This is a genomic window from Paenibacillus sp. FSL H3-0457 (assembly GCF_037981725.1).
GTDB classification, from domain to species: domain Bacteria; phylum Bacillota; class Bacilli; order Paenibacillales; family Paenibacillaceae; genus Paenibacillus; species Paenibacillus amylolyticus.
Genome location: NZ_CP150283.1, coordinates 4,094,632 through 4,118,059, shown reverse-complemented (window position 1 = coordinate 4,118,059; position 23,428 = coordinate 4,094,632). Strand labels below are relative to the sequence as shown.

Genomic DNA, 23,428 nt, shown 5'->3' with positions numbered 1-23,428 from the left:
AACAATAAACTGATTGATTTTACATATATTTCTATGGTAAAATTTTGCTTGAAAATATGTGTAAATAATTAGATAAGCATGTTAGAGATGATTCATTTGGAGGAGAGATATGTATACTAATCAGTTTCAAACACTAGTGGATGTTATCCGCGACAGAGGTAAAATAACGGATCGCGGTATTCGTTTTATCGATGCGGACAAACGAGAAACTTTTATATCTTATCATCAATTATTTACTGAGGCACAAGGGTATTTAGGTTATCTACAAGCCATCGGAATTAAACCTAAACAAGAGATTATTTTTCAGATTCAAGAAAACAAACGGTTTTTAGTCGCATTCTGGGCTTGTATACTCGGTGGAATGATCCCTATCCCTGTAAGTATTGGTGAAGATGAAGAACAAAACTTGAAAGTATGCCGTATTTGGAATTTGCTAAATAACCCTTTCATGATTGCATCTGAGAAGGTGCTGGATAAAATGAAGAGATTTGTTTTGGAACATGACATGCTTGATTTCCATCATCAATTAGAAGTCAGAACGGATCTGATCCAAGATACCATATATCATTATGAATCTATTAATAATATAGTTGAACCTCAGTCTGATGACTTGGCATTTATTCAATTTTCTTCTGGATCAACCGGTGATCCCAAAGGCGTTATGCTCACCCATCGAAACCTGATTTATAATACTTGTGCTGCTATTAATGGCACACAAATTAGTTCAAACGATAGTTTTCTCTCCTGGATGCCCCTTACCCATGATATGGGTTTGATTGGATTTCATCTCGTACCCCTCGTGGCAGGAATTCATCAGTACTTGCTCCCAACGGAATTATTTATTCGCAAACCGATTCTATGGATGAAAAAAGTAAATGAACACAAAGCAACCATACTGTCTTCTCCTAACTTTGGTTATAAATACTTCCTGAATTTCTTTCGCGAAGACAAAGCGGAGGGATGGGATCTGTCATCTGTCAGAGTCATTTATAATGGGGCGGAACCTATATTACCCGAAGTGTGTGATGAATTCCTAAATGTATTGTCAGCATATCACTTAAAGAAAACAGCCATGTTTACCGTATATGGATTAGCAGAGGCCTCTGTTGCCGTCTCCTTTCCCAAGGTAGAAGAAGAATTTACTGCGGTGTACGTTCACCGGGATCATCTGAACTTGGGGGAGCGTGTCATCGAAGTCGAGAAACATGCTGAACATGTAGCATCATTTGTTGCCGTTGGCGAAGCAATTGATTATTGCCATGTTAGAATTTGCGATGAGGAAATGAACAGTGTTCCCGATTTGGTTATTGGAAAAATTCAAATCAAGGGGGATAACGTCACCCAAGGTTATTATAATAATTCACTAGCAACGGAGAAGTTATTAACGCACGACGGATGGGTGAATACAGGAGATCTGGGTTTTATCATGAACGGAAAACTGGTTGTAACAGGGCGGGAAAAAGACATTATCTTTATCAATGGTAAAAATGTATATCCCCATGACATTGAACGTGTCGCCATACAATTAGATGATATTGAACTCGGAAGAGTTGCTGCTTGTGGTGTGTATGATTCGAATAGTCAAAGTGAAGAAATAATTGTGTTTGTCGTGTACAAAAAAAAGATCGAACACTTCCTGCCGCTTGTTAAAGAAATCAAAAGACATCTATATAAACATGGGGGATGGAGTGTCAAAGAGGTACTGCCCATCAAGAAATTACCCAAAACAACAAGTGGGAAAATCCAGCGGTATCAGTTAGCCAAGCAGTATGAAGCAGGCAAATTCTCAACAGAATCTGCATTCATCCATGACTGGATCAAGAATGACAATGACAAGGCAAAGGGAAAGGCTGCTGTTTCGGTTCGAGTCATAGAACGTGAATTAACTTCACTATTTTCTGAAGTGCTGGTTGGGAAAAAGGTTGAACTTGAGGATAGCTATTTTGATATGGGTGCAACTTCATTACAGCTGGCCCAAATCGCTGAACGTATAGAACAAAAATACGGAGAAGAGCTTGCTGTTACGGACCTCTTTACCTATCCCTCGATAACTGAATTGGCAGCATATCTGGCTAGAGGCTACAGCGAGACCATGCAAGTCAACAAAACTCAAGAGGATCATACGCCATCCAAAGATATTGCTATTATCGGTATGTCTTTGAATCTCCCTGGTGCATCAAATGCAAGCGATTTTTGGCGTGTTTTGGAAAATGGAACGCATAACATTCGGGACTACCCGGAAAGTCGGATAAAAGACGCAGCGGATTATATACAATCCATGCGAAGTGAAATGAGCGAAGTTCAATGGATCAAGGGTGGTTACTTGGATCAGATTGATCAATTCGACTATTCTTTCTTTGGCATAACCCCAAAAACTGCACAATTTATGGACCCGAATCAAAGGATGTTCTTGCAAACGGCATGGCATACGATTGAAGACGCTGGGTATGCAGGGGAAGGAATCAATGGAAGAAATGTGGGCGTGTACGTGGGGTATTCCAAAGTTGGGTATGATTACGAACGGCTCGTGACGGCGAGTTACCCCGCAGAACTCAAAAATTATATCATTGGAAATTTACCATCTGTACTGGCGAGCAGAATTGCATATTTCTTGAATTTAAAAGGCCCGGCCTTAACGATTGATACCGCTTGTTCCTCCTCACTTGTTGCTGTTCACATGGCATGTAAAGGATTGCTCGCAGGAGACTGTGAAATGGCAATCGCAGGAGGCATTCGAACGGCATTATTACCGATAAGTATCGGACTGGATATGGAATCTCCAGATGCATTGACGAGAACGTTTAGCGAAGATGCCAACGGCACGGGATTTGGCGAAGGTGTTGGGTCGGTCATGTTGAAGCCAATGCAGCAAGCGATTAAGGACGGGGATCATATCCATGGTGTGATTAAGGGAAGTGCGATTAATCAGGATGGCAAGACGGTAGGAATCACAGCACCTAACCCGGAGTCTCAGACCAATGTGATCGAACAGGCATGGAAAGAAGCCGGCATTTCTCCTGATACGCTTAACTTTATTGAAGCACATGGAACAGGGACAAAATTAGGTGATCCGGTTGAGTTCAATGCTTTGCGTAAAGCTTTTGAGAAGTATACGGATCGGAAACAATTTTGTGCGATCGGATCTGCCAAAGCTAACATTGGACATGGTTTTGAAGCGGCGGGGATCGCTGGATTAATTAAATCTATTCTTATGTTTCAACATAGAAAGATTCCACCATTGGTTCACTTTGACAAGCCTAATCCCCTGCTTAAGTTTGAAGCTTCACCTTTTTATGTGAATCAGGAATTAATGGCTTTTGGTGAAAAAGAGGGTCCATTACGATGCGGGGTTAGTTCTTTTGGTTTCAGTGGTACCAATGCACATGTGGTTCTCGAAGAATATGTTCCTTCCCCAACCGTAGATAAAAGAATGTCCCAAGATCCTCATTTATTTGTTCTGTCTGCTGCCACGGAACGGGCGCTGGATGAATTGGTCAGAACGTATCATGAATATCTAACCGATCACACGGATGTTTTCATTCAACAAATCTGTTATACAGCCAGTACGGGAAGGGCCAATCTGGATTATCGGCTTGCCATCATAGTCACGAGTACACAAGAATTACATGAAAAATTGAAACGAATTGCAAGCGGAGAGGGTAAACTGCCATATGTTTATTTTGGTTATGCCAAAAAAGACAAAACGCTTGTTAGCGATCATCTCTATGCTCGGGGAAAGGCAGAATCTTTAAATGAACTCGGTCAGTTATATATACTGGGGGCAGTGATTGATTGGGAAAGGTTTTATAATCATGAAGTCATTCGGAAAATTCCATTGCCTCTATATCCATTTGAGCAGAAGCGCTGTTGGATTGAAGTCAAACATACGATACCAGCGGGACATAGGTCAGAGAGGAATGAGGTTCAAATGGAGATGAATACAAACGATATTGAATTAAAGATTAAAACAAGCATCTGTCGTGCATCTGGTTTGAAGTTGGAAGAGCTGGATCATCAAGCTCATTTTCTCCAAATGGGATTGGATTCCATTATTCTTGTGCAAATTCAGAAGGAAATCTCAGAGCTGTTCCGTTTGAATATCCCGATGGAAATGTTTTTTGAAACCCTTACAAATATTAATTCCTTAGTTAAATATGTGTCAGAGAATATAAAGCATCATGATGTATCTGAAAATATAAACAATCAAACAGTTCAGGAGCATACTGAACAACGAAATATGGCATCTGTGAACAATATAAACACGGCAAAATCCTCAGGGAATGTGTCGGAGCAAATTGTAATGTCTGCCATTCAGCTCATGGAATCTCAATTAAAAAGTTTGAATGTGCTGTTAGGCGAGCAAATGAATGCTGTTCAATCGCCTCTTTTGGAAATGAAACATCATGAAACCAAACCAACCAAAAAGATCCAACCGGATTCGGAATCGAAGGAAGAAAAAAAACCTTTTATACCGTATCAATCGTTGAAGATTCATGAAGAGAGCGGATTATCACCGCTTCAGAACCAGTATGTTGAACAATTTATAGCCAAGTATACCGCAAGAACCAAAGGCTCCAAATTAAAAACAGGCCAAACACGTTTGGTTCATGCGAATAATCGAAATGTATCCGGATTTCGCTCGTATTGGAAGGAAATGGTGTATCCCATCATTTCAACGCGTGCAGAGGGATCTAAGCTATGGGATATGGATGGGAATGAGTATTTGGATCTGACGATGGGATTTGGAGTAAATCTATTTGGTCATAATCCAGCATTTATTCAAAATGTAATAGCAGACAGCCTCCAGGAACAATTGCCTCCATTGGGCCCTATGTCAGACTTGGCAGGAGATGTCGCAGCAAAAATTTCCGAGTTGACAGGTGTAGAGCGTGTCGCATTTTATAATTCAGGAACAGAAGCAGTCATGGTTGCACTTCGTTTAGCGCGGGCAGCAACGGGGCGTTCCAAAGTTGTATTATTTTCAGGATCTTACCACGGTACACATGACGGCGTGTTGGGTGTAGCGAATCCTGGGGATGCTTTATCGTCTGCGCTGCCTATGGCTCCTGGTATTGTAAATAGCGCTATAGATGATTTGATTATTCTTAATTATAACCATCCGCAATCACTGGATATGATTCAGAACCTGGGTGATGAATTGGCTGCTGTGCTTGTAGAGCCGGTGCAAAGTCGAAGACCTGATATGCAGCCAACACAATTCTTACGGGAACTTAGAGAAATAACAAATCAAACTGGGACTGCACTTATTTTCGATGAAGTCATCACTGGATTCAGAATTGGTCTGGGTGGAGCACAGGATTGGTTTGGGGTTCAAGCAGATCTGGTTACGTATGGAAAAGTGGTCGGTGGTGGGCTGCCTATTGGTATAGTCGCGGGTAAAGCTGAATTTATGAATCCGGTAGATGGTGGAACCTGGAACTTTGGTGATGATTCTTACCCTTCCGATGCAGATAAAAAAACGTTTGTCGGTGGAACCTTCTGTACACACCCTCTTACGATGAGAGTGATGTTAACGGTATTACAGTATCTTCAATCTGAAGCAGAAACCTTATATAAGGAATTAAATGAAAAAACAGATTATCTTGTAAAAGAATTAAATGCGTTTTTCAAAACAGCGAATGTACCGATGCAAATGGTGAACTATGGATCTTTATTTCGATTTATATCATTTGGAGATATGGAATTATTCTTCTACCATTTAATTTATAAAGGTTTATATATTTGGGAAGGCCGTAACTGTTTTATATCAACTGTGCATTCCATGGGTGACATGGATACGATAATCAGAATCGTAAAAGAGACGATCCATGAACTACGCGAGTGGGGGTTTATCCCTGGTGAATCGCCTGTTTCGGAATATCCGCTCTCTTTAGAGCAAAAACAATTATTGTTAACTTCATTACATGGGGAAGATGCGAATGCTGCATTAAATCAGAGTGTTATTTTAAAAATGACAGGTGGAATCAAGCCTTCCACACTGGATCAGGCCGTGAATCAGATCGCACAGCGTCATGAAGCCCTGAGAACAGTCATTCATGCCGATCGTGAAACACAACAAATCAGATCCGTAATGGAATTTCAATGTACATGGTTGGATTTCTCGGCATATGCGGGTGAGGATCAAGAACGGGAAATTTCCAATTGGTTATCTGCCGATGCAAATGAAGCCTTCAATTTACAGTCTGGGGAACCTCTATTTAGAATCACCTTGCTTAAAAAGGCAACTGATCAATACCTTATGGTGCTGACATTTCATCATATTGTTGTAGATGGCTGGTCTATTGCTGTATTCATTCAAGAGTTGGAACATACCTATTCTGCTCTGGTCCGAGGAGTTCCGGTTCAATTACCTGAAGCCACTCCATTCCGAGCGTATTTAAGATGGCAACGACTTGAACATGAAAAAGGGTCATTTACCGAAGGAGTCCAGTTCTGGAAAGAACAATTTTCCTTATCCTATCCCAACATTACACTTCCAACGGCACCGTCCGATGATGTGCCCAAGGGATATGACGGTGAAAGATATTCCATCAAGCTAGATCATCAATTAACAGAGTCATTGCGAACGTTAAGCATCAATAATAAGAGCAGTTTGTTTGTAACAATGTTTGCAGCGTTTCATTTATATTTGCATCAACTAACAGGGCAGTCTCACCTTGTCATCGGCGTGCCTACAGCGGGTCAGTCTCATATGCGAAAAAATGCGCTGATTGGCAACTGTGTCAACATTGTACCTGTTCATCATGCCTTGTTAACGAAGCAATCCGTTGTAGACCATGTTCTTCAGCTCAAGGAAACGCTGGCTCTTGTCATGAAACATCAGCATGTTCCATTGACCCTCGTATCCGAACAGCTTGCTCATATGACTGCACCGGATACCCGGATTTTATTTAATATGGACAGAACGATTCATCATCTCCAATTTGAAAATATCAAGACTGAATTCATGTCGTATCCGATCAAACATATTTCTTACGATTTATTTCTTAATATTACGGATGTTAGCCATGAATTGTACCTGGATTTTGATTACAATACCGATCTCATAGGACCTGAGATGATGAAGCTGTGGTCTGAAGGATTTAAAGGTTTGCTGCAACATATGGTGAGTCATCCAGAGGCTGAAATTTCGTCTTTGACGTTGTTCTCATCCGAGCAACAGGACCAATTACAGGGAATGTATAATCGGTTTGATACGGAGCGTCTTCCTCACGTTAATCATGCAGCCATATTCGAACCTCCAGTCAATGACGTGGAGAAAAAGCTGGCTTTGATCTGGGAGGACGTATTATCCCTTGATCAAGTGGGGAGACATGATCACTTTTTTGATCTCGGAGGTAACTCGCTCAAGGCGACTGTAATGCTATCCAAGGTACATGAGCAGTTTCAACACAAAATTTCAATCGTTCAATTCTTCCAAAACCAACGTCTGAAGCAGCTTGCCAGTCTGATTACAGGCGAGAACGAGGAAACATTCATTCCAATCAAGGCATTGGACGTGAAGGAGTTCTATGAGACGTCAGCTGCACAACAGCGAATCTACTTTCTGGATCAATTTGAGCCGAATAGTGTGTTTCAGAACATGTGCGGTCATATCACGGTCACAGGAAAAATCGATGAAGCTAAACTAATTTCGTCATTGGAACAAATCGTGCAACGTCACGAAGCTTTTCGCACCAGTTTTCATCTGATGGATGGAGAGCTTTACCAGCGTATCGCGCCAACGATTGATTTTGAAGTGAAACGATCTCAGGAAAGCTCTGCTTCATTCGAACAACATGTTAAGACGTTTGCCAAACCATTTGATTGCTCCAAAGCGCCGTTAATACGTGCCGAATTCATTCGTATAGACGATGATCATGCAGAGATCCTCATTGAGATGCATCATATTATATCGGACGGATATTCCGTTGGTATTCTTGCGAATGAATTGATTGATGCGTATGACGGAAGAAGCATGTCGGACATTGAGGTTGAATACAAAGACTTTGCAGCTTGGCAGAAAGAATTTCTGGCGGGTGAGTCTTATAAGCAGCAAGAAAAATATTGGCTAGATCAATTCAAAGGAGAACTCCCGAACCTTAATCTGCCTACTGATTTTGTTCGGACACCTCAGTTGACTTCGGCAGGTTCTAGATTGTCATTTGTGTTGGACGCACACTTGAAGCAGTCGCTGGAGAAGCTTGCGAAACAAACGGGAACTACGATGTTTATGGTGTTATTGGCAGCGTATAATGTGCTGCTTCATCAATATACGGATCAAGAAGATATGATTGTAGGCACGCCAACATCAGGAAGAAACCATCCGGATGTCGAGAATATGATAGGTGTCTTTATCCAGACGGTAGCGATTCGATCACAGCCGGTGGGGAATAAGTCGTTTCGATCCTATCTCGAGGAAATTAAAAAACAATCCCTGGATGCATTGGATAACCAGGACTATCTTTTTGACAATCTTGTAGAGAAATTAAACACACATCGGGATACCACTGGGACAGCACTTTTTAATACAATGTATATCTTTTTAAATACCGCGTTGAATCAACGGCAAGAACAGGATTGCAGCTTTAAAGTTAGAGAATTAAATGTCGGTGTATCGTTGTATGATCTGATGTTCATCGTTGAGGATGATAACGAGTGTCTGGAAATGCACTTTAATTACAAGACGGAGCTGTTTGAACGGGATACCATCGACAGAATGAAAACACATCTGTTCAACATCCTCAGAGACATTGTGATCGAACCTGATATTGCCTTGTCCGATATTCAAATGCTGTCTGAACATGAGCAGAACGTTCTTTTATATGACTTTAATGATACCAACATAGAATATTCCCGGGAACAGACCATTCAGGAGTTATTCGAAGCACAGGTGGAACGGACACCTGATCAATTGGCTGTTAGTTTTGGAAATGAGCGATGGACGTATCGTCAATTGAATGAACGGGCGAATCAATTGGCATATACGCTTAGAGCTGAGGGAGTGCAGCAGGATCAATTTGTAGGCATTCTGACAGATCGTTCGATTGATATGATCGTTGGCATCTTTGGCATTCTAAAAGCAGGCGGGGCGTATGTACCGATTGATCCGGATTCTCCTGAAGAGCGTATCCGGTACATCCTGCATGATTCGGGGGCAACGTTGTTAGTCACGCAAAATCATTTGAAGCAGTTGGTATCATTCAATGGCCAAATCATGGATTTGAACGATAAAGAAACCTATGCAGCTAATCTGTCGAATCTGGAACCCGCAGGGAATTCCGAGCAGTTGGCTTATGTGATCTATACTTCAGGCACAACAGGCATGCCAAAAGGTGTAATGATCGAACATCGTCAGGTTCATCACTTGGTTAAAGCGTTGTACAGTCAAGTTATAGATGATCAGCATAGCGGTTTGCATGTCGCTCTACTTGCGCCTTACTATTTCGATGCATCTGTGAAGCAGATTTTTGGCGCACTACTGTCAGGACATGCTTTGTTTATTGTAGATAAGGACACGGTACTGGATGGACAAGATTTAATGAATTATTATCAGCACCACCAAATTGATTTGACGGACGGAACACCTGCGCACCTGAAATTGCTTTCGAAGGCAAAAAACGTTCAAGGCATATCGCTAAAATATATGCTCATTGGCGGTGAAGCTCTCTCTCAGCAAAGTGTAAATGAAATCACATCATTATTTGCTCTCAATCATATAACGCCGCCAGCCATAATTAATGTGTACGGTCCAACAGAATGTTGTGTGGATGTTGCGACATACCGTGTACTTCCAGAACACCTGGATACAGCGAATCAACGAGCTCACCTACCGATTGGTCGAACATTAGGAAATAATCTCCTGTATGTATTGAACAAACATGGCAAAGTTCAGCCTGTAGGCGTCGTAGGGGAATTATGTATCTCTGGCGATGGGGTTGGTAGAGGATACTTGAATTTACCTGAGCTGACAGCAGAAAAATTTGTACGTGATCCGTTTGTCCAGGGAGCGACAATGTACAAAACGGGAGATTTGGTGAGATGGCTTCCCGATGGCCATATCGAGTATCTGGGAAGAATGGATCACCAAATTAAGATTCGCGGATATCGGATCGAAGTAGGAGAAGTCGAAGCAGCGCTGTTAGATCTAGAGTGTGTGAAAGAAGTTATCGTCATTGCACATGAGGATGATCACGGGGACAAATCGTTATGTGCATACTTTACAGCGAATTCCACGCTGACGGTGGGAGAGTTAAAACAAAGCCTCTCTAAGGTGTTGCCGAATTACATGGTTCCAGCCTACTTTATACAATTGGATCACATGCCTCTCACAGCGAACGGGAAAATCGATCGCAAATCGCTTCCGAGTCCAGAAGAAAACATACAAACGGGAAGTGAATATATAGAACCCCAAACTGGGGTGGAAAAACAGTTGCTGCCTATTTGGCAGGATGTGCTTGCCGTGAAAAAAATCAGTGTAAAAGACCATTTTTTTGATGTAGGAGGCAACTCTTTACGTGCGACCAAGCTGGCCGCCAAAATCAATCAAAAGCTGAATATCCACATATCGGTAAGAAACGTCTTTGAATGGCAGACCATTGAACAGATGGCTCAATCTATTGAACAAATGGAACAGGAAGTATCAGTGTCCATTCCTCAAGTGGAGGAAAAAGAATATTATCCTATTTCTTCAGCGCAAATGAGAATGTACATTATGAGCATCAAAGCCGGCAAGGAACTCATGTACAACATGTCAGGTATGTTTATGTTGGAAGGATCGCTTGATCGGATCAGATTGGAAGAAGCATTCCAACAATTGATTCATCGGCATGAATCGCTTCGGACTGGATTCAAAGTCATACACGGGGAACCGAAACAGATCGTATACCCTAAAGTTAACTTTGGAATTGAATTGATCGAGTCAACGGAAGAAGAGATAGAAGATCGAATTGAACAGTTTGTTCGCACATTTGATCTCGGGCAAGCACCTCTTATGAGGGTGGGACTTATTGAACTTCAGCAGGAGCGTCATGTATTGCTGGTAGATCTCCACCATATCATTGCAGACGGACTATCTGTACATCTTCTCATGACTGAACTTAGCCAGTTCTATAAGGGAGGGGAGCTATCTCCTCTTCGAATTCAATATAAGGACTATGCTGAATGGCAGCAAATACAGCTTCATAGTGAGCGGATGAAAAAGCAGGAGAAGTATTGGCTTACTGTGTTTGGTGAGAGTATCCCGCTATTGGATCTGCCAACAGACTATGAGAGACCTGAAACGCTAAGCTATGCTGGAGATGTATTGGACATTGTTATGGAGGAAGACATCCTTCCAGGCTTAAGGAACATGGAAGTACGGACAGGAACAACGTTATATATGATTCTATTAGCCGCCTATACCATTCTGTTGTCCAAATACAGCGGACAAGAAGATATCATTGTAGGCGCACCGATTGCAGGCAGGACACATGCTGAGCTGGAGCCGGTCATGGGGATGTTTGTGAATACACTGGCTATTCGAAATAATCCTGCTGCGGATAAAACATTCACGGAGTATCTGCTGGAAGTGAAAGAAAATATGTTGAACGCTTATGAGAATCAGGATTATCCGTTTGAAGAATTGATTGAGAAAGTAAATGTAACCAAAGATGCTCGGCGGAATCCGTTGTTTGACACCATGTTTGTATTGCAGAATACAGATGCTTCAGAGATTCAGATGGATGGAGTAACCTGTAAGCCTTATGCTCCAAATACGAGAGTATCCAAATTCGATTTAACGTTGTATGTTACCGAATTGCAACACAAGTTAGAAGTGGCCTTTGAATACAGTACGATTTTATTTGAGAAAACAACGATTGAAGCGATGTCACAAAATCTATTGGTCATATTAACAACCATTGCCAACGACCCTTATATTGAAATCAAGAAGATTCAATTGGTTGAAGAATTAATAGATGGGGATACGCTGGCTGATCTAATTGAAGTAGATTTCTTCTAAGCTAACCTAAAAATAAAAGTGATCGGGGTGCCGTATGTCTATTTTTAAGAAACAGGAATCGTATTGGGCAAGCCGATTTGAAGATGATGATCACCTTGTTCATTTGCCTTATTGCAAGACAACCTCCAAACACCCAGACGATACGCAGCACCAGAATGATATATATAAGTCTTTGTCAGCCGATGTTTCATATAAAATCAAGTCCATGTCGCGAAATGCTCCTATGGCGATATATACGATCTTATTAACGGGAGTTCAGTGTCTGTTATATAAATACACGAATGAAACCAAGATGATTATTGGTATACCAACGATGGAAGAAAAGAACACTGATCTATCGCTCTCGAATAAGGTTCTTGTCTTGAAAAATAATATCAATCAAGCGATGTCATTCAAATCCTTATTTAATCAAGTGAAGATCAGTTTAACCGAAGCCATTCAGCATCAACGAATTCCTTTCAGAAAAATGGTTGAACGTTTAAATGTTCAGTATGATTCGAACCATGTACCACTAATTCATACCTTGGTTTCGTTGAATGAAATTCATCCTGCCCTTGATGAAAATCACGTAAAAGCGGCGACAATGTTCCACTTTGATCTGGAGAACGACTCCATTCAGTTAAGATTAGTTTATGATGAAGATCGTTATGATCGCGATTATATGGTTCAAATTGTAGAACATCTTGACCAATTGTTTTCCGTTGTGCTGAACCAACCTGATCTGGAGTTAAGTCAAGTTGATATGTTATCAGAGTTTCATCGAAACAAGCTGTTATATGACTTTAACGATACAAGGGTTGGGTATCCACAGAACAAGACGATGCATCAATTATTTGAAGAACAGGTGGAACGAACACCGGACCATCCGGCAGTCGTATTTGAGAATAGACAGTTAACGTACAGAGAGTTAAATCAAAAATCCAACCAATTGGCCCGATTGCTTCAAGCTAAGGGGGTGCAGGCGGGTCAGTTCGTTGGCATTATGGCAGAGCGCTCACTTGAGATGATCATAGGTTTATTCGGTATTCTAAAAGCTGGCGGGGCATATGTCCCAATCGATCCGGAATATCCGGCAGATCGTATTCACTATATCCTTGAGGATTCAAAAGTGGCTTGGTTGCTGCATCAAAGTCATATACAGAAACCGGAACATTATGCGGGGACATGTGTCATTCTGGATTCTGAAATAAATCACTATGAGGATCATTTAAATTTGGACGATGGAGCGATCTCCAGTGATTTGGCATATATGATCTACACGTCTGGAACAACAGGTCATCCCAAAGGCGTAATGATTGAACATGCCAGCATTGTGAATTCCCTGCAATGGAAATCGGATTTTTATCATTTTACCGGAGATGATCGGGTATTAATGCTGAATCCTTTCGTTTTTGATTCATTTATTACTCATTTCTTTGGTCCGATGATATCTGGCTCGACAGTGTACTTGTTAAACCAGCAACAGTGTAAAGATGCTGTGGCCATCAATACGATGGTCAAAAAACAGCAAATCACGCACATCCAAAGTCCACCCAGTTTCTTGATGACGCTATTGGAACAAGTAAGCGCGGAAGATTGGGCATCCATGAAAAATGTGGTGGCTGCGGGAGAGAAGATTGTTCCTGCCTTAATACACAAATTGCAGCGCATCAATCCACGCATCGAAGTGTGTAATGAATACGGTCCAACTGAAAATAGTGTTGTATCCACAGTTCTGTCGATCAAGTCGGCAGATCAAATTATCTCAATCGGGAAGCCTATTGCGAACAATAGAGTCTACATTTTAGGAGAGCGGAATGAATTGCAGCCTATTGGAGTTCAGGGAGAATTGTGTGTAGCCGGAGCAGGGCTCTCCAAAGGTTACTTGAACCGTCCAGATCTGACGGCGGAGAAATTCGTGGATGATCCATTTGTTTCGGGAGCAAAAATGTACAAGACAGGTGACTTCGCAAGATGGCTGCCCGATGGGAACATAGAGTATATAGGAAGGGTAGATCATCAAGAGAAAATTCGTGGACATCGGATTGAACTTGGTGAAGTGGAGACGGCTCTTCTAAATAGTACCCAGATAAAAGAGGCCATCGTCATAGCCAGAGAAGATGAAACGGGAACCAAACAATTATGTGCGTACCTGGTAGGAGAGGATGCAATCACGATCGGGGAACTGCGGGAGGCGCTGTCCCAGCAGTTGCCAAACTACATGATTCCTTCCTATTTTGTACAGTTGGATCAGATGCCGCTCACGTCCAACGGGAAAATCGATCGCAAAGCTTTGCCTGCTCCCCAAGAACATATGTTGAAGGGCATGGAGTACGAAGCACCCCGAACGATGGTGGAACAACAACTTGTATCGATCTGGGAAGAGGTACTTGGGGTAGAAAACATTGGGATTTTGGATAATTTCTTCGAGCTTGGAGGAGATTCGATTAAATCCATTCAAGTCTCTTCAAGATTATATCAAGCAGGTTACCAGGTGCAGATGGATCATCTGTTTAAAAATCCAACCATAGCAAGCTTGATTCCCTATGTTCAACCCATAAGTACCCTGTCAGAACAGGGAATCATCACTGGAAAAGTGATGCTGACTCCAATCCAGCATTGGTTTTTTGAGCAATACAAGGTAGATGCCCATCATTATAATCAGTCCGTGATGTTGTATCGGAAAGAAGGTTTTCATGAAGTCACACTTCGCCGTGTATTCGATAAATTGAGTGAGCATCATGATGCACTTCGTACAGTATATCGTCTTACAGAACAGGGTTATGAAGCGTGGAATGAAGGGTTGGCAAGGGAATCCTTATATACACTTGAAGTGATGGACTTCAAGTCATTAGCAGATCCGTCTCAAGAAATCGAGAAGAAGGCAAATGAAATGCAAAGCAAGTTTACATTGGAACGTGGACCCTTGATGAAGCTGGGCGTATTTCAATGTGCAGATGGAGATCATCTATTAATCGTTATTCATCACCTCGTCATCGACGGGGTTTCATGGCGAATTTTGATTGAAGACCTATCAAGGGGATATGAACAATTAAGTGATGGAGAATCGATTCAACTACCGCAAAAAACGGCCTCCTTCCAATTATGGGCAGAACAGCTTCAGTTGTATGCGAACAGTGATGCGATAACGAAAGAAATTGCATATTGGAATGAAATTGAACAAGCAACCTATAAGCCGTTACCTACAGATTTTAAAGCGGATCATGCACTGGAAAAAGACAGCGAAGAAATCACGATGGAATGGTCAGCGGCAGAAACGGAACAATTATTAAAACAAGCGAATCGTGCGTATAAAACGGAGATTAGCGATTTGCTGCTCCATGCATTAGGCATGTCTATTCACCAATGGACGGGCATGGATAAAGTGCTGGTCAATCTGGAGGGACATGGAAGAGAACAAATTTTACCGGATCTCGATATTACACGAACGATCGGATGGTTTACGAGCCAGTATCCGGTTGTACTTGATATGGAAGCAAGTTCAAATATGTCTCTTTTCATCAAAACAAACAAAGAAATGATTCGTCAAATCCCTAAAAAAGGGATTGGTTATGGTATTTTACGATATTTAAGTGCAGATCAGCAAGAAACGCCCTTTACCTTGAATCCTGAAATTAGCTTTAACTATTTGGGTCAATTTGATCAGGATCTTCAGAATAGCGGGATGCAGATCTCTCCCTATCCAGGCGGAGCAACAGCAAGCGACAATCACAGAAGAAATGTTCTTATCGATATGAATGCCTTAATTGTGGAAGGCAAATTGACGTTGTCCCTTCGGTATAGTCGCACCCAATATCAAAAAGAAACGATGGAGCGAGTGGTAACATATTTTAGAGATCATCTGCAAGAAATCGTGATGCATTGTGTGACAAAAGAGAAGCCGGAATGTACACCAAGTGATCTAACGTTAAAAGGAATTACCATTGAAGAATTAGAAGGATTTGTTCAAGAATCGGAACACATTGGTGAAATCGAAGATATATATGCTTTGTCACCGATGCAAAATGGAATGTTCTTTCATCATTTGCTTCATTCAAAATCGGAAGCGTATTTCCTTCAAACTACGCTGGATCTTCATGGTCCGTTAGACGTGGAAGCATTTACGAAGAGTCTGGATCAGTTGATGCAGCGTAATTCGATTCTCAGAACAAATTTTCATAGCAAATGGAATAATGGACCTCTGCAAGTGGTATACCGTCATAAACGGAATGGGCTAACATACGAAGATTTGCGTGAGATGAATGAAAAAGATCGTGAAGCATACGTGGCAGAATATACAAGAGCAGATAAAATAAAAGGTTTCGACCTGTCTCAGGATGTGTTAATGCGTATTTCGATCTTGCAAACGCATGACCAAACCTATCGTTTCATTTGGAATTATCATCATATTTTGATGGATGGCTGGTGCCTGTCTCTTGTAATCCAGGAGTTGTTTGATGGATACTTTGCTATTCAGGAACAACGAAAACTGGAGGCAAAGAGTACGATTCCATACAAACACTATATTGAATGGCTGGACAACCAAGATCATGAAGAATCCCTGAAATACTGGCGTGACTATCTGCAAGGTTATGATGAGCAGACCACTTTGCCAAAAGAACATTCGATTACGAAGAGTGATGAATATCATTCAGAGCATATGATTTGTACATTAAGTCAGGAATTAACCGGACAAATCGCACAAGTGGCCAGTCAGAATCAGGTGACGCTGAATACGTTTATGCAAACAGCCTGGGGAATGTTGCTACAGATATATAACGGCAGTGAGGATGTTGTATTCGGAAGCGTGGTGTCGGGCAGACCTGCGGCGATTGTTGGAGTTGAGCGAATCATTGGTTTATTCATCAATACCATTCCTGTACGCGTTCAGACTCAAGGTAACGAGACATTTGCAGCGGTTATGAAGCGGAATCAGGAACAAGCTGTCGCTTCGCATCCACATGACACGTATCCGTTATACGAGATTCAAGGGGAAACATCGCAAAAGCAAAATTTGATTGATCATATCCTGATATTCGAAAATTATCCTGTACAGGGCATTATGGAACAGTTTGGGGATGAGGAAGAGACAGCTCTTCGGATTACGAATGTAGAAGCAGATGAACAAACAAATTATGACTTTAACCTGATTATCAAACCAGGCCAATCCATGAAATGTATGTTCTATTACAATGCTAATGTCTATGACCGGGCAAGCGTAGAACGCATTCAAGGTCACTTGATTCAGATGTTGGAGCAAGTGGCCAACAATCCGAATATTGCGATCCATGACATTGACTTGACGACAACACAGGAGAAAACACAAATTTTGGAACAGTTTAATGATTCCATGGCTGAATATCCAATGGACAAGACAATTCATGGACTGTTTGAGGAACAAGCAGCAAGAACTCCCGAAAACGTTGCGGTTGTATATGAGGATCAACATGTGACCTATCAAGGGCTGAACAAGAAAGCCAACCAATTGGCAAGAACGTTGAAGGCTAAAGGCATTCAAAATGATCAGTTAATCGGGATCATCGCTGATCGTTCGCTAGACATGGTTGTAGGAATCCTTGCGATTTTGAAAGCGGGTGGCGCATACGTGCCGATTGATCCTGAATATCCGGAGGATCGTATAAACTACATGCTTGAGGATTCGGGTGTACATGTATTATTAATGCAAAGTCATTTGCAAGAACGCATCTCTTTTGCAGGAGAGGTCGTTTGCCTGGATCTACCTGAGTCCTATCATGAAGATCATTCCGATTTGGGAATGACTGCTGCACCAACAGGCCTGGCATATGTAATTTATACCTCAGGAACGACAGGTAAACCAAAAGGGACATGTATTGAACATAAAAATGTGGTGCGATTGTTGTTCAATAGTAAAAATTTGTTTGATTTTAATGCATCAGATACATGGACATTATTCCATTCCTTTTGTTTTGATTTTTCGGTATGGGAAATGTACGGAGCATTGCTCTATGGCGGAAAACTGGTTATCGTACCTCAAATGACGGCAAAAAGTCCGGAACAATTTCTACAATTGTTAAAAAACGAGCAAGTGACGATATTAAATCAAACGCCAACGTATTTCTATCATCTTCTTCAGGAAGAACTGGCAGGTTATACAGCAGATCTGAAATTAAGAAAAGTGATTTTTGGAGGAGAAGCCCTCAATCCCGTGTTATTGAAGGAATGGAAGCTGAAATATCCATTTATCCAGTTAATTAATATGTATGGGATAACCGAAACAACGGTTCATGTAACTTATAAGGAAATAACCAACATTGAAATACATGCTGGAAAGAGCAATATTGGAAAACCAATCCCAACGTTGCAGACCTATATTTTGGATAAACATCAACGCATTCAACCGATCGGTGTTCAGGGAGAATTAGTTGTAGCAGGTGAGGGCCTTGCCAGAGGTTATCTGAACCGGCCTGATTTAACCGCAGAGAAATTTGTTGATCACCCCTGGATTACAGAAGGGAAAATGTATCGCACAGGAGATGCTGCAAGATGGCTGCCGGATGGAAATATTGAATATCTGGGACGAATCGATCATCAAGTGAAAATTCGAGGTTACCGAATTGAGCTGGGCGAAGTGGAAACTGCGCTTTTGCAAATAGACTCCATTCAGGAAGCGGTCGTTATTGCCCGTGAGCATGAGGATGGTTCGAAGCAGTTGTGTGCGTATTGGAAAGGCGACAACTCACTGACAGCGAAGAAAATCAGAATGGCATTATCTCATGAAATTCCGGATTATATGATCCCGTCTTATTTTGTTCAATTAGAGCATATACCGTTAACTTCCAATGGGAAGGTTGACCGTAAGGCATTACCATCTCCACAAGAACATATGCAAAAAGGGACCGAGTATATGGCGCCGCAGAACGCTGTAGAACAAGCGATCGTCGCTGCCTGGGAAGCTGTGCTTGGTGTTCAAAAGGTTAGCACATCAGATCATTTCTTTGAACTCGGGGGCGATTCGATTAAATGTATTCAAGTTTCCTCACGACTGCTTCAAGCAGGGTATAAAGTGGAAATGAAGCATTTCTTCACCTATCCGACAGTAGCGGAGTTGAGTGAACACGTTACATCCGTGAGCACTATTTCTGACCAAGGGGAAGTTACGGGACAAGTGATGCTGACACCTGTTCAGCGCTGGTTCTTTGATCAAAATATGGTAGACGCACATCATTACAATCAGGAAATGATGTTCTTTCGTGAAAAAGGGTTTGATGTTCACTTTATTCACAGCATCATGGATAAGATCGTTAAACAGCATGATGCTCTCCGCATCCTTTATCGACAAGCGCCTGAGGGCGGATATGAAGCGTGGAATCGAGGGGCAGACGAAGAAGGATTATACAGCCTTGAAATCGTTGACCTCAAAACAGATGCAGATCCCGCATCGTTCATTGAAAATAAAGCAAAAGAAATTCAGAGTGGTATGGATCTGTCTCACGGACCTTTGATCAAACTTGGGTTGTTCCAATGTGCTGAAGGGGATCACCTGCTTATTGCCATTCATCATTTGTTGGTAGACGGGGTATCATGGCGTATTTTATATGAAGATATTCAAACAGGGCAAGACCAGTTCTTGAGAGGTGAAGAAATTAGGCTTCCTCAAAAAACGACCTCGTTTAAACAATGGGCAGAACAATTGTCGACGTTTGCAGACAGCCCGGCGATGAAGCAAGAGAATCCATACTGGAGTCGTGTGGAGCAGGCCCAGCTAAGCCCGCTGCCAAAAGATATGGATTGTGATGAGACGATTGGCAAAGATAGTGAAACGATCACTATTCATTGGACAGCAGCGGAAACCGAGCAATTATTAAAGCAAACACATCATGCGTACCATACGGAAATTAATGATATATTGCTAACGGCATTAGGAATGGCTGTTCATGATTGGACAGGCATGGGAGAAATCCTCGTAAATCTGGAAGGGCATGGTAGAGAAGACATCCTGCCAGAGCTGGACATTACGCGTACAGTGGGATGGTTTACGAGTATGTACCCCGTTATGATTACAATGGAGTCCGGGGCTGACTTATCAAGGAAGATTAAGACCGTCAAGGAAGGACTGCGCCAGATCCCAACCAAAGGCATTGGTTACGGGATTTCGAGGTATTTGTCACGTGGAAATGAAGGATTCAAGTTAGAGAAAAATCCCGAAATTAGTTTCAACTATATGGGACAGGTGAATCAGGATTCGGGCCAAGATGGCATTAAATTCTCGCATTATTCCAGCGGACCATCCGTAAGTGAAAACAACAAGAGACCATTTGTGCTTAATATCAATGGCATTGTTACAGAGGGTCGGTTGTCGCTGTCCATTAACTATAGTTCAAAACAATATCGCCGGGAAACGATGGAGCAATTGGCTTGTCTCTATAAGGAAGGTCTTGATAGAGTCGTTGAACATTGTGTAAGGAAGGAACAAACCGAGCTTACGCCAAGTGATATTTCATGCAAGTCATTAACCATTGATCAATTGGATCAAATCGTGGAACACACTGGGCACATCGGTCGAATCGAAAATGTGTACCCACTTACACCATTACAGAAGGAAATGTTGTACGAAAATGAACGGAATCCAATTTCGGGCGCTTACTTTGTACAAATCATGTTTGATATGCGTGGAGATTTGGATGTTATCTCTTTTGCGCAAAGTTTAGATCAATTAATGCAAAGGCATGCGATATTAAGAACTAATTTTTACAGTGATTTCGTGGATATCCCTCTTCAAATCGTGTATCAAGAGAAGAAATTTGAATTTAACTATGAAGTTGTAGCTGGCACAAGTGAGCTACAACGTAAAACGTATGTTGACGAGTATATCGAGCAGGACAAGGCAAGAGGATTTGACTTACAACGAGATTCGCTAATCCGTATGTCTGTTTTGAGAATAGAGCCTGAGGAATACCGCGTCATATGGAGTTTTCACCATATTTTGATGGACGGCTGGTGTATGTCTCTTGTAAGCAAAGAGATATTTGAAAATTATTTTGCGATTCGGGAAAATAGAAAGCCTCAAGTGACTCTATTAACCCCATATAGTCAATTCATTGAATGGCTGGAACAGCAAGATCATCAAGGTGCAATAACGTATTGGAGTCATTACCTGGATGGTTATGAAGGACAAACGAAACTGCCTGGAGAAAAAATCAAACCGAAACATGAAAGACAGGATTCCAGAACGTTAAACTGTTATTTGGATGATCTACTAATCGAGCAAATGAAACAGATTGCGGAACAGCAGCATGTAACTCTCCATACGTTAATGCAGACGGTCTGGGGTGTATTGTTGCAACAATACAATGAGAGCAACGATGTTGTATTCGGAAGTGTTGTATCGGGCAGACCGCCTGTCATTTCTGGGATCGAAAGCATGATTGGATTATTTATTAATGCGATTCCTGTTCGGATCCAGGCTCAGGCCGATGAGTCATTTATATCTCTAATGAAAAGGAATCAGGCACAAGCTGTGGAGTCACATGCATATGATACGTATTCGTTATATGATATTCAAAATCTGACCAAGCAAAAACAATCTCTGATTAACCATGTTGTTGTGTATCAGAACTTCCCGGTAGAGAACCGAATGGAGAGTCTGGGTCAGAAAGGTGAAACACCGCTTGAGATTATGAATGTTGGGGGTACAGAACATAACAGTTTTGATTTTACCTTGATTGTCAAACCCCATGAAAATATGAAAATCATTTTGATGTACAATGCCAATGTGTATGACCCATCTACCGTTGAACAGATTCAAAAACACTTTATTTCCATGATTCAACAGGTGGTAAGTAACCCGGAAGTTAAAATAAACGAACTTGCGTTGAGTATGTCGAACAGTTATTAATGCACAAGTAATGGGCCGATCCAAAAGTGAGTTTCCTCCTCACTCAAAGCGCTAACGAATCTGACGCGTCTTAAGAGGTAGATTCGATGTGAATGGCAAACTTCAACGAACCTCAGTAATGTTATTTCATCATATCAGGGTGTCAGAACCTAAAAATCGACCCAATCGACGAAATAACGTCTCTGTGATTCGTTACACCACAGACCTGTGCAAATCAGAGCGAATAGCGTGTGCCAGGTTCATTAGAATAAAATAACTTTAATAAGGGATGTCCTCAGTCATGCTCATGACTTATGGCATCCCCTTTTTATGCTCCGTTAATGATGATAGCTGGAAAATTACTGTAGATGGAGAAATGAAGTCTCTTATGTGGTCGGATCAACATTGTGATCGACCTTTTAACAATTCCTCCCTTCTGACCGATATATAATAAGTACATCTATGTAATCAGAAAGTGAAAGGAGTGCAGAACATGGATATTGCAGCATTATCAATGGCGATGAGCCAAGCTTCAGTAGTGCAGTCGGCAAGCCTGCAAGTGATGTCGATTACAAAAGACATGGCACAGCAGCAAGGCCAGCAGATGGCGGAAATGTTGAAGTCAATGCCTGCTCCTCATCCCAATCTGGGTAGAAGTCTCGATCTTTCGGTTTAGTTGAAATTACAGCATGTGTTCTTATGTAACACCCATTGCAGCAAGCAAAACCCAAACAGCTCCAATTCAAATGAATTGAAGCCGTTTGGGTTGTTTTTTTTCTAAATCCTCATTCCGAAATTACGATCTTCTCAGCGAAACTTTGACAAACTTGGCAATCTGCCTTCAAAGGCCAGTGTGTCCTTCAATGTCCATAACTCATCGTAACTGGAAATCTGAAGATCGGCTTTGGACAAGTCCTGATTGCCTGATCCCGGATTGCGATATCCGATACAGCGCATGCCTGCACTTTTGGCGGCCTGAACACCATTGCGCGAGTCCTCGATCACCAGACAATTCGAAGGGGATGCACCAATCATCTCAGCGGTGGTCAGGAAAATATCTGGTGCCGGCTTGCCGTTTGTAACTTCTTCACCTGTCATTCGCACCTCAAAGTATTGTCCGAGACCGGTCTTGTCCATGATCAAATCAATCAGTGCACGTGGAGAGGAAGAAGCTACCGCTATGGGGATGTGCTGCTCGTGCAGCCAACTTAACCAGCGTTCCACGGAAGGCATCGCCGTCAAGTTCGGATGGGCAAGCATGGTTTGCATCACATTATGCTGATGATAAGCAAATATTTCTTCCAGCGTAGCTGTCAGCTGATGTTTGTCCAGTACTTGCTGCCACATGGATTCCAGCGTAACTCCAACATAGGTATGATGTTCTTCATCAGTCACCCTTGCTCCAAAATGGGTAAAAGAGCTGCGCTCAATCTCAAAATAAATCGGTTCGCTGTCAATTAGTACACCATCCATGTCAAAAATGACCGCTTGAATGATGTCATCATTGGGTGCTCCCAGTCCGTTAGATTCTTTGTTTGCTGCCATGTTGTATTCCTCCTCCAGGATTGTGTAAACATATGTCTCTAATGTAA

The 23,428-nt window shown here is 41.8% G+C and carries 4 protein-coding genes; 3 read left to right on the top strand and 1 reads right to left on the bottom strand.

What is annotated here, in order from left to right; all coding sequences use genetic code 11:
• Positions 1 to 109 precede the first annotated feature (109 nt).
• From MHH25_RS18150 to MHH25_RS18140, 3 genes are all read left to right on the top strand, one after another.
• Positions 110 to 12,001, top strand: coding sequence for an amino acid adenylation domain-containing protein (locus MHH25_RS18150; protein ID WP_340017723.1), 11,892 nt, complete (start codon positions 110 to 112; stop codon positions 11,999 to 12,001).
• 34 nt (positions 12,002 to 12,035) lie between these two features.
• Positions 12,036 to 21,857, top strand: a complete 9,822-nt coding sequence (locus MHH25_RS18145) for an amino acid adenylation domain-containing protein (RefSeq protein WP_340017722.1) — start codon at positions 12,036 to 12,038, stop codon at positions 21,855 to 21,857.
• A gap of 472 nt (positions 21,858 to 22,329) precedes the next feature.
• Positions 22,330 to 22,512 carry a YjfB family protein gene (locus MHH25_RS18140; RefSeq protein WP_036613510.1) on the top strand — a complete coding sequence of 61 codons (183 nt, stop codon included), beginning with the start codon at positions 22,330 to 22,332 and terminating at the stop codon, positions 22,510 to 22,512.
• A 131-nt stretch (positions 22,513 to 22,643) separates the two neighbouring features.
• On the opposite strand, the gene MHH25_RS18135 is transcribed toward MHH25_RS18140, so the two are convergent.
• The gene (locus MHH25_RS18135) at positions 22,644 to 23,381 is read right to left on the bottom strand and encodes an HAD family hydrolase (protein WP_315371415.1); all 738 of its coding nucleotides are present in this window, start codon (positions 23,379 to 23,381) and stop codon (positions 22,644 to 22,646) included.
• Positions 23,382 to 23,428 lie beyond the last annotated feature (47 nt).

What these genes read in the sequence shown, in the direction of transcription:
- MHH25_RS18150 (WP_340017723.1), top strand. Translation starts at nt 110, where the DNA reads ATGTATACTAATCAGTTTCAAACACTAGTGGATGTTATCCGCGACAGA.
- MHH25_RS18145 (WP_340017722.1), top strand. Translation starts at nt 12,036, where the DNA reads ATGTCTATTTTTAAGAAACAGGAATCGTATTGGGCAAGCCGATTTGAA.
- MHH25_RS18140 (WP_036613510.1), top strand. Translation starts at nt 22,330, where the DNA reads ATGGATATTGCAGCATTATCAATGGCGATGAGCCAAGCTTCAGTAGTG.
- MHH25_RS18135 (WP_315371415.1), bottom strand. Translation starts at nt 23,381, where the DNA reads ATGGCAGCAAACAAAGAATCTAACGGACTGGGAGCACCCAATGATGAC.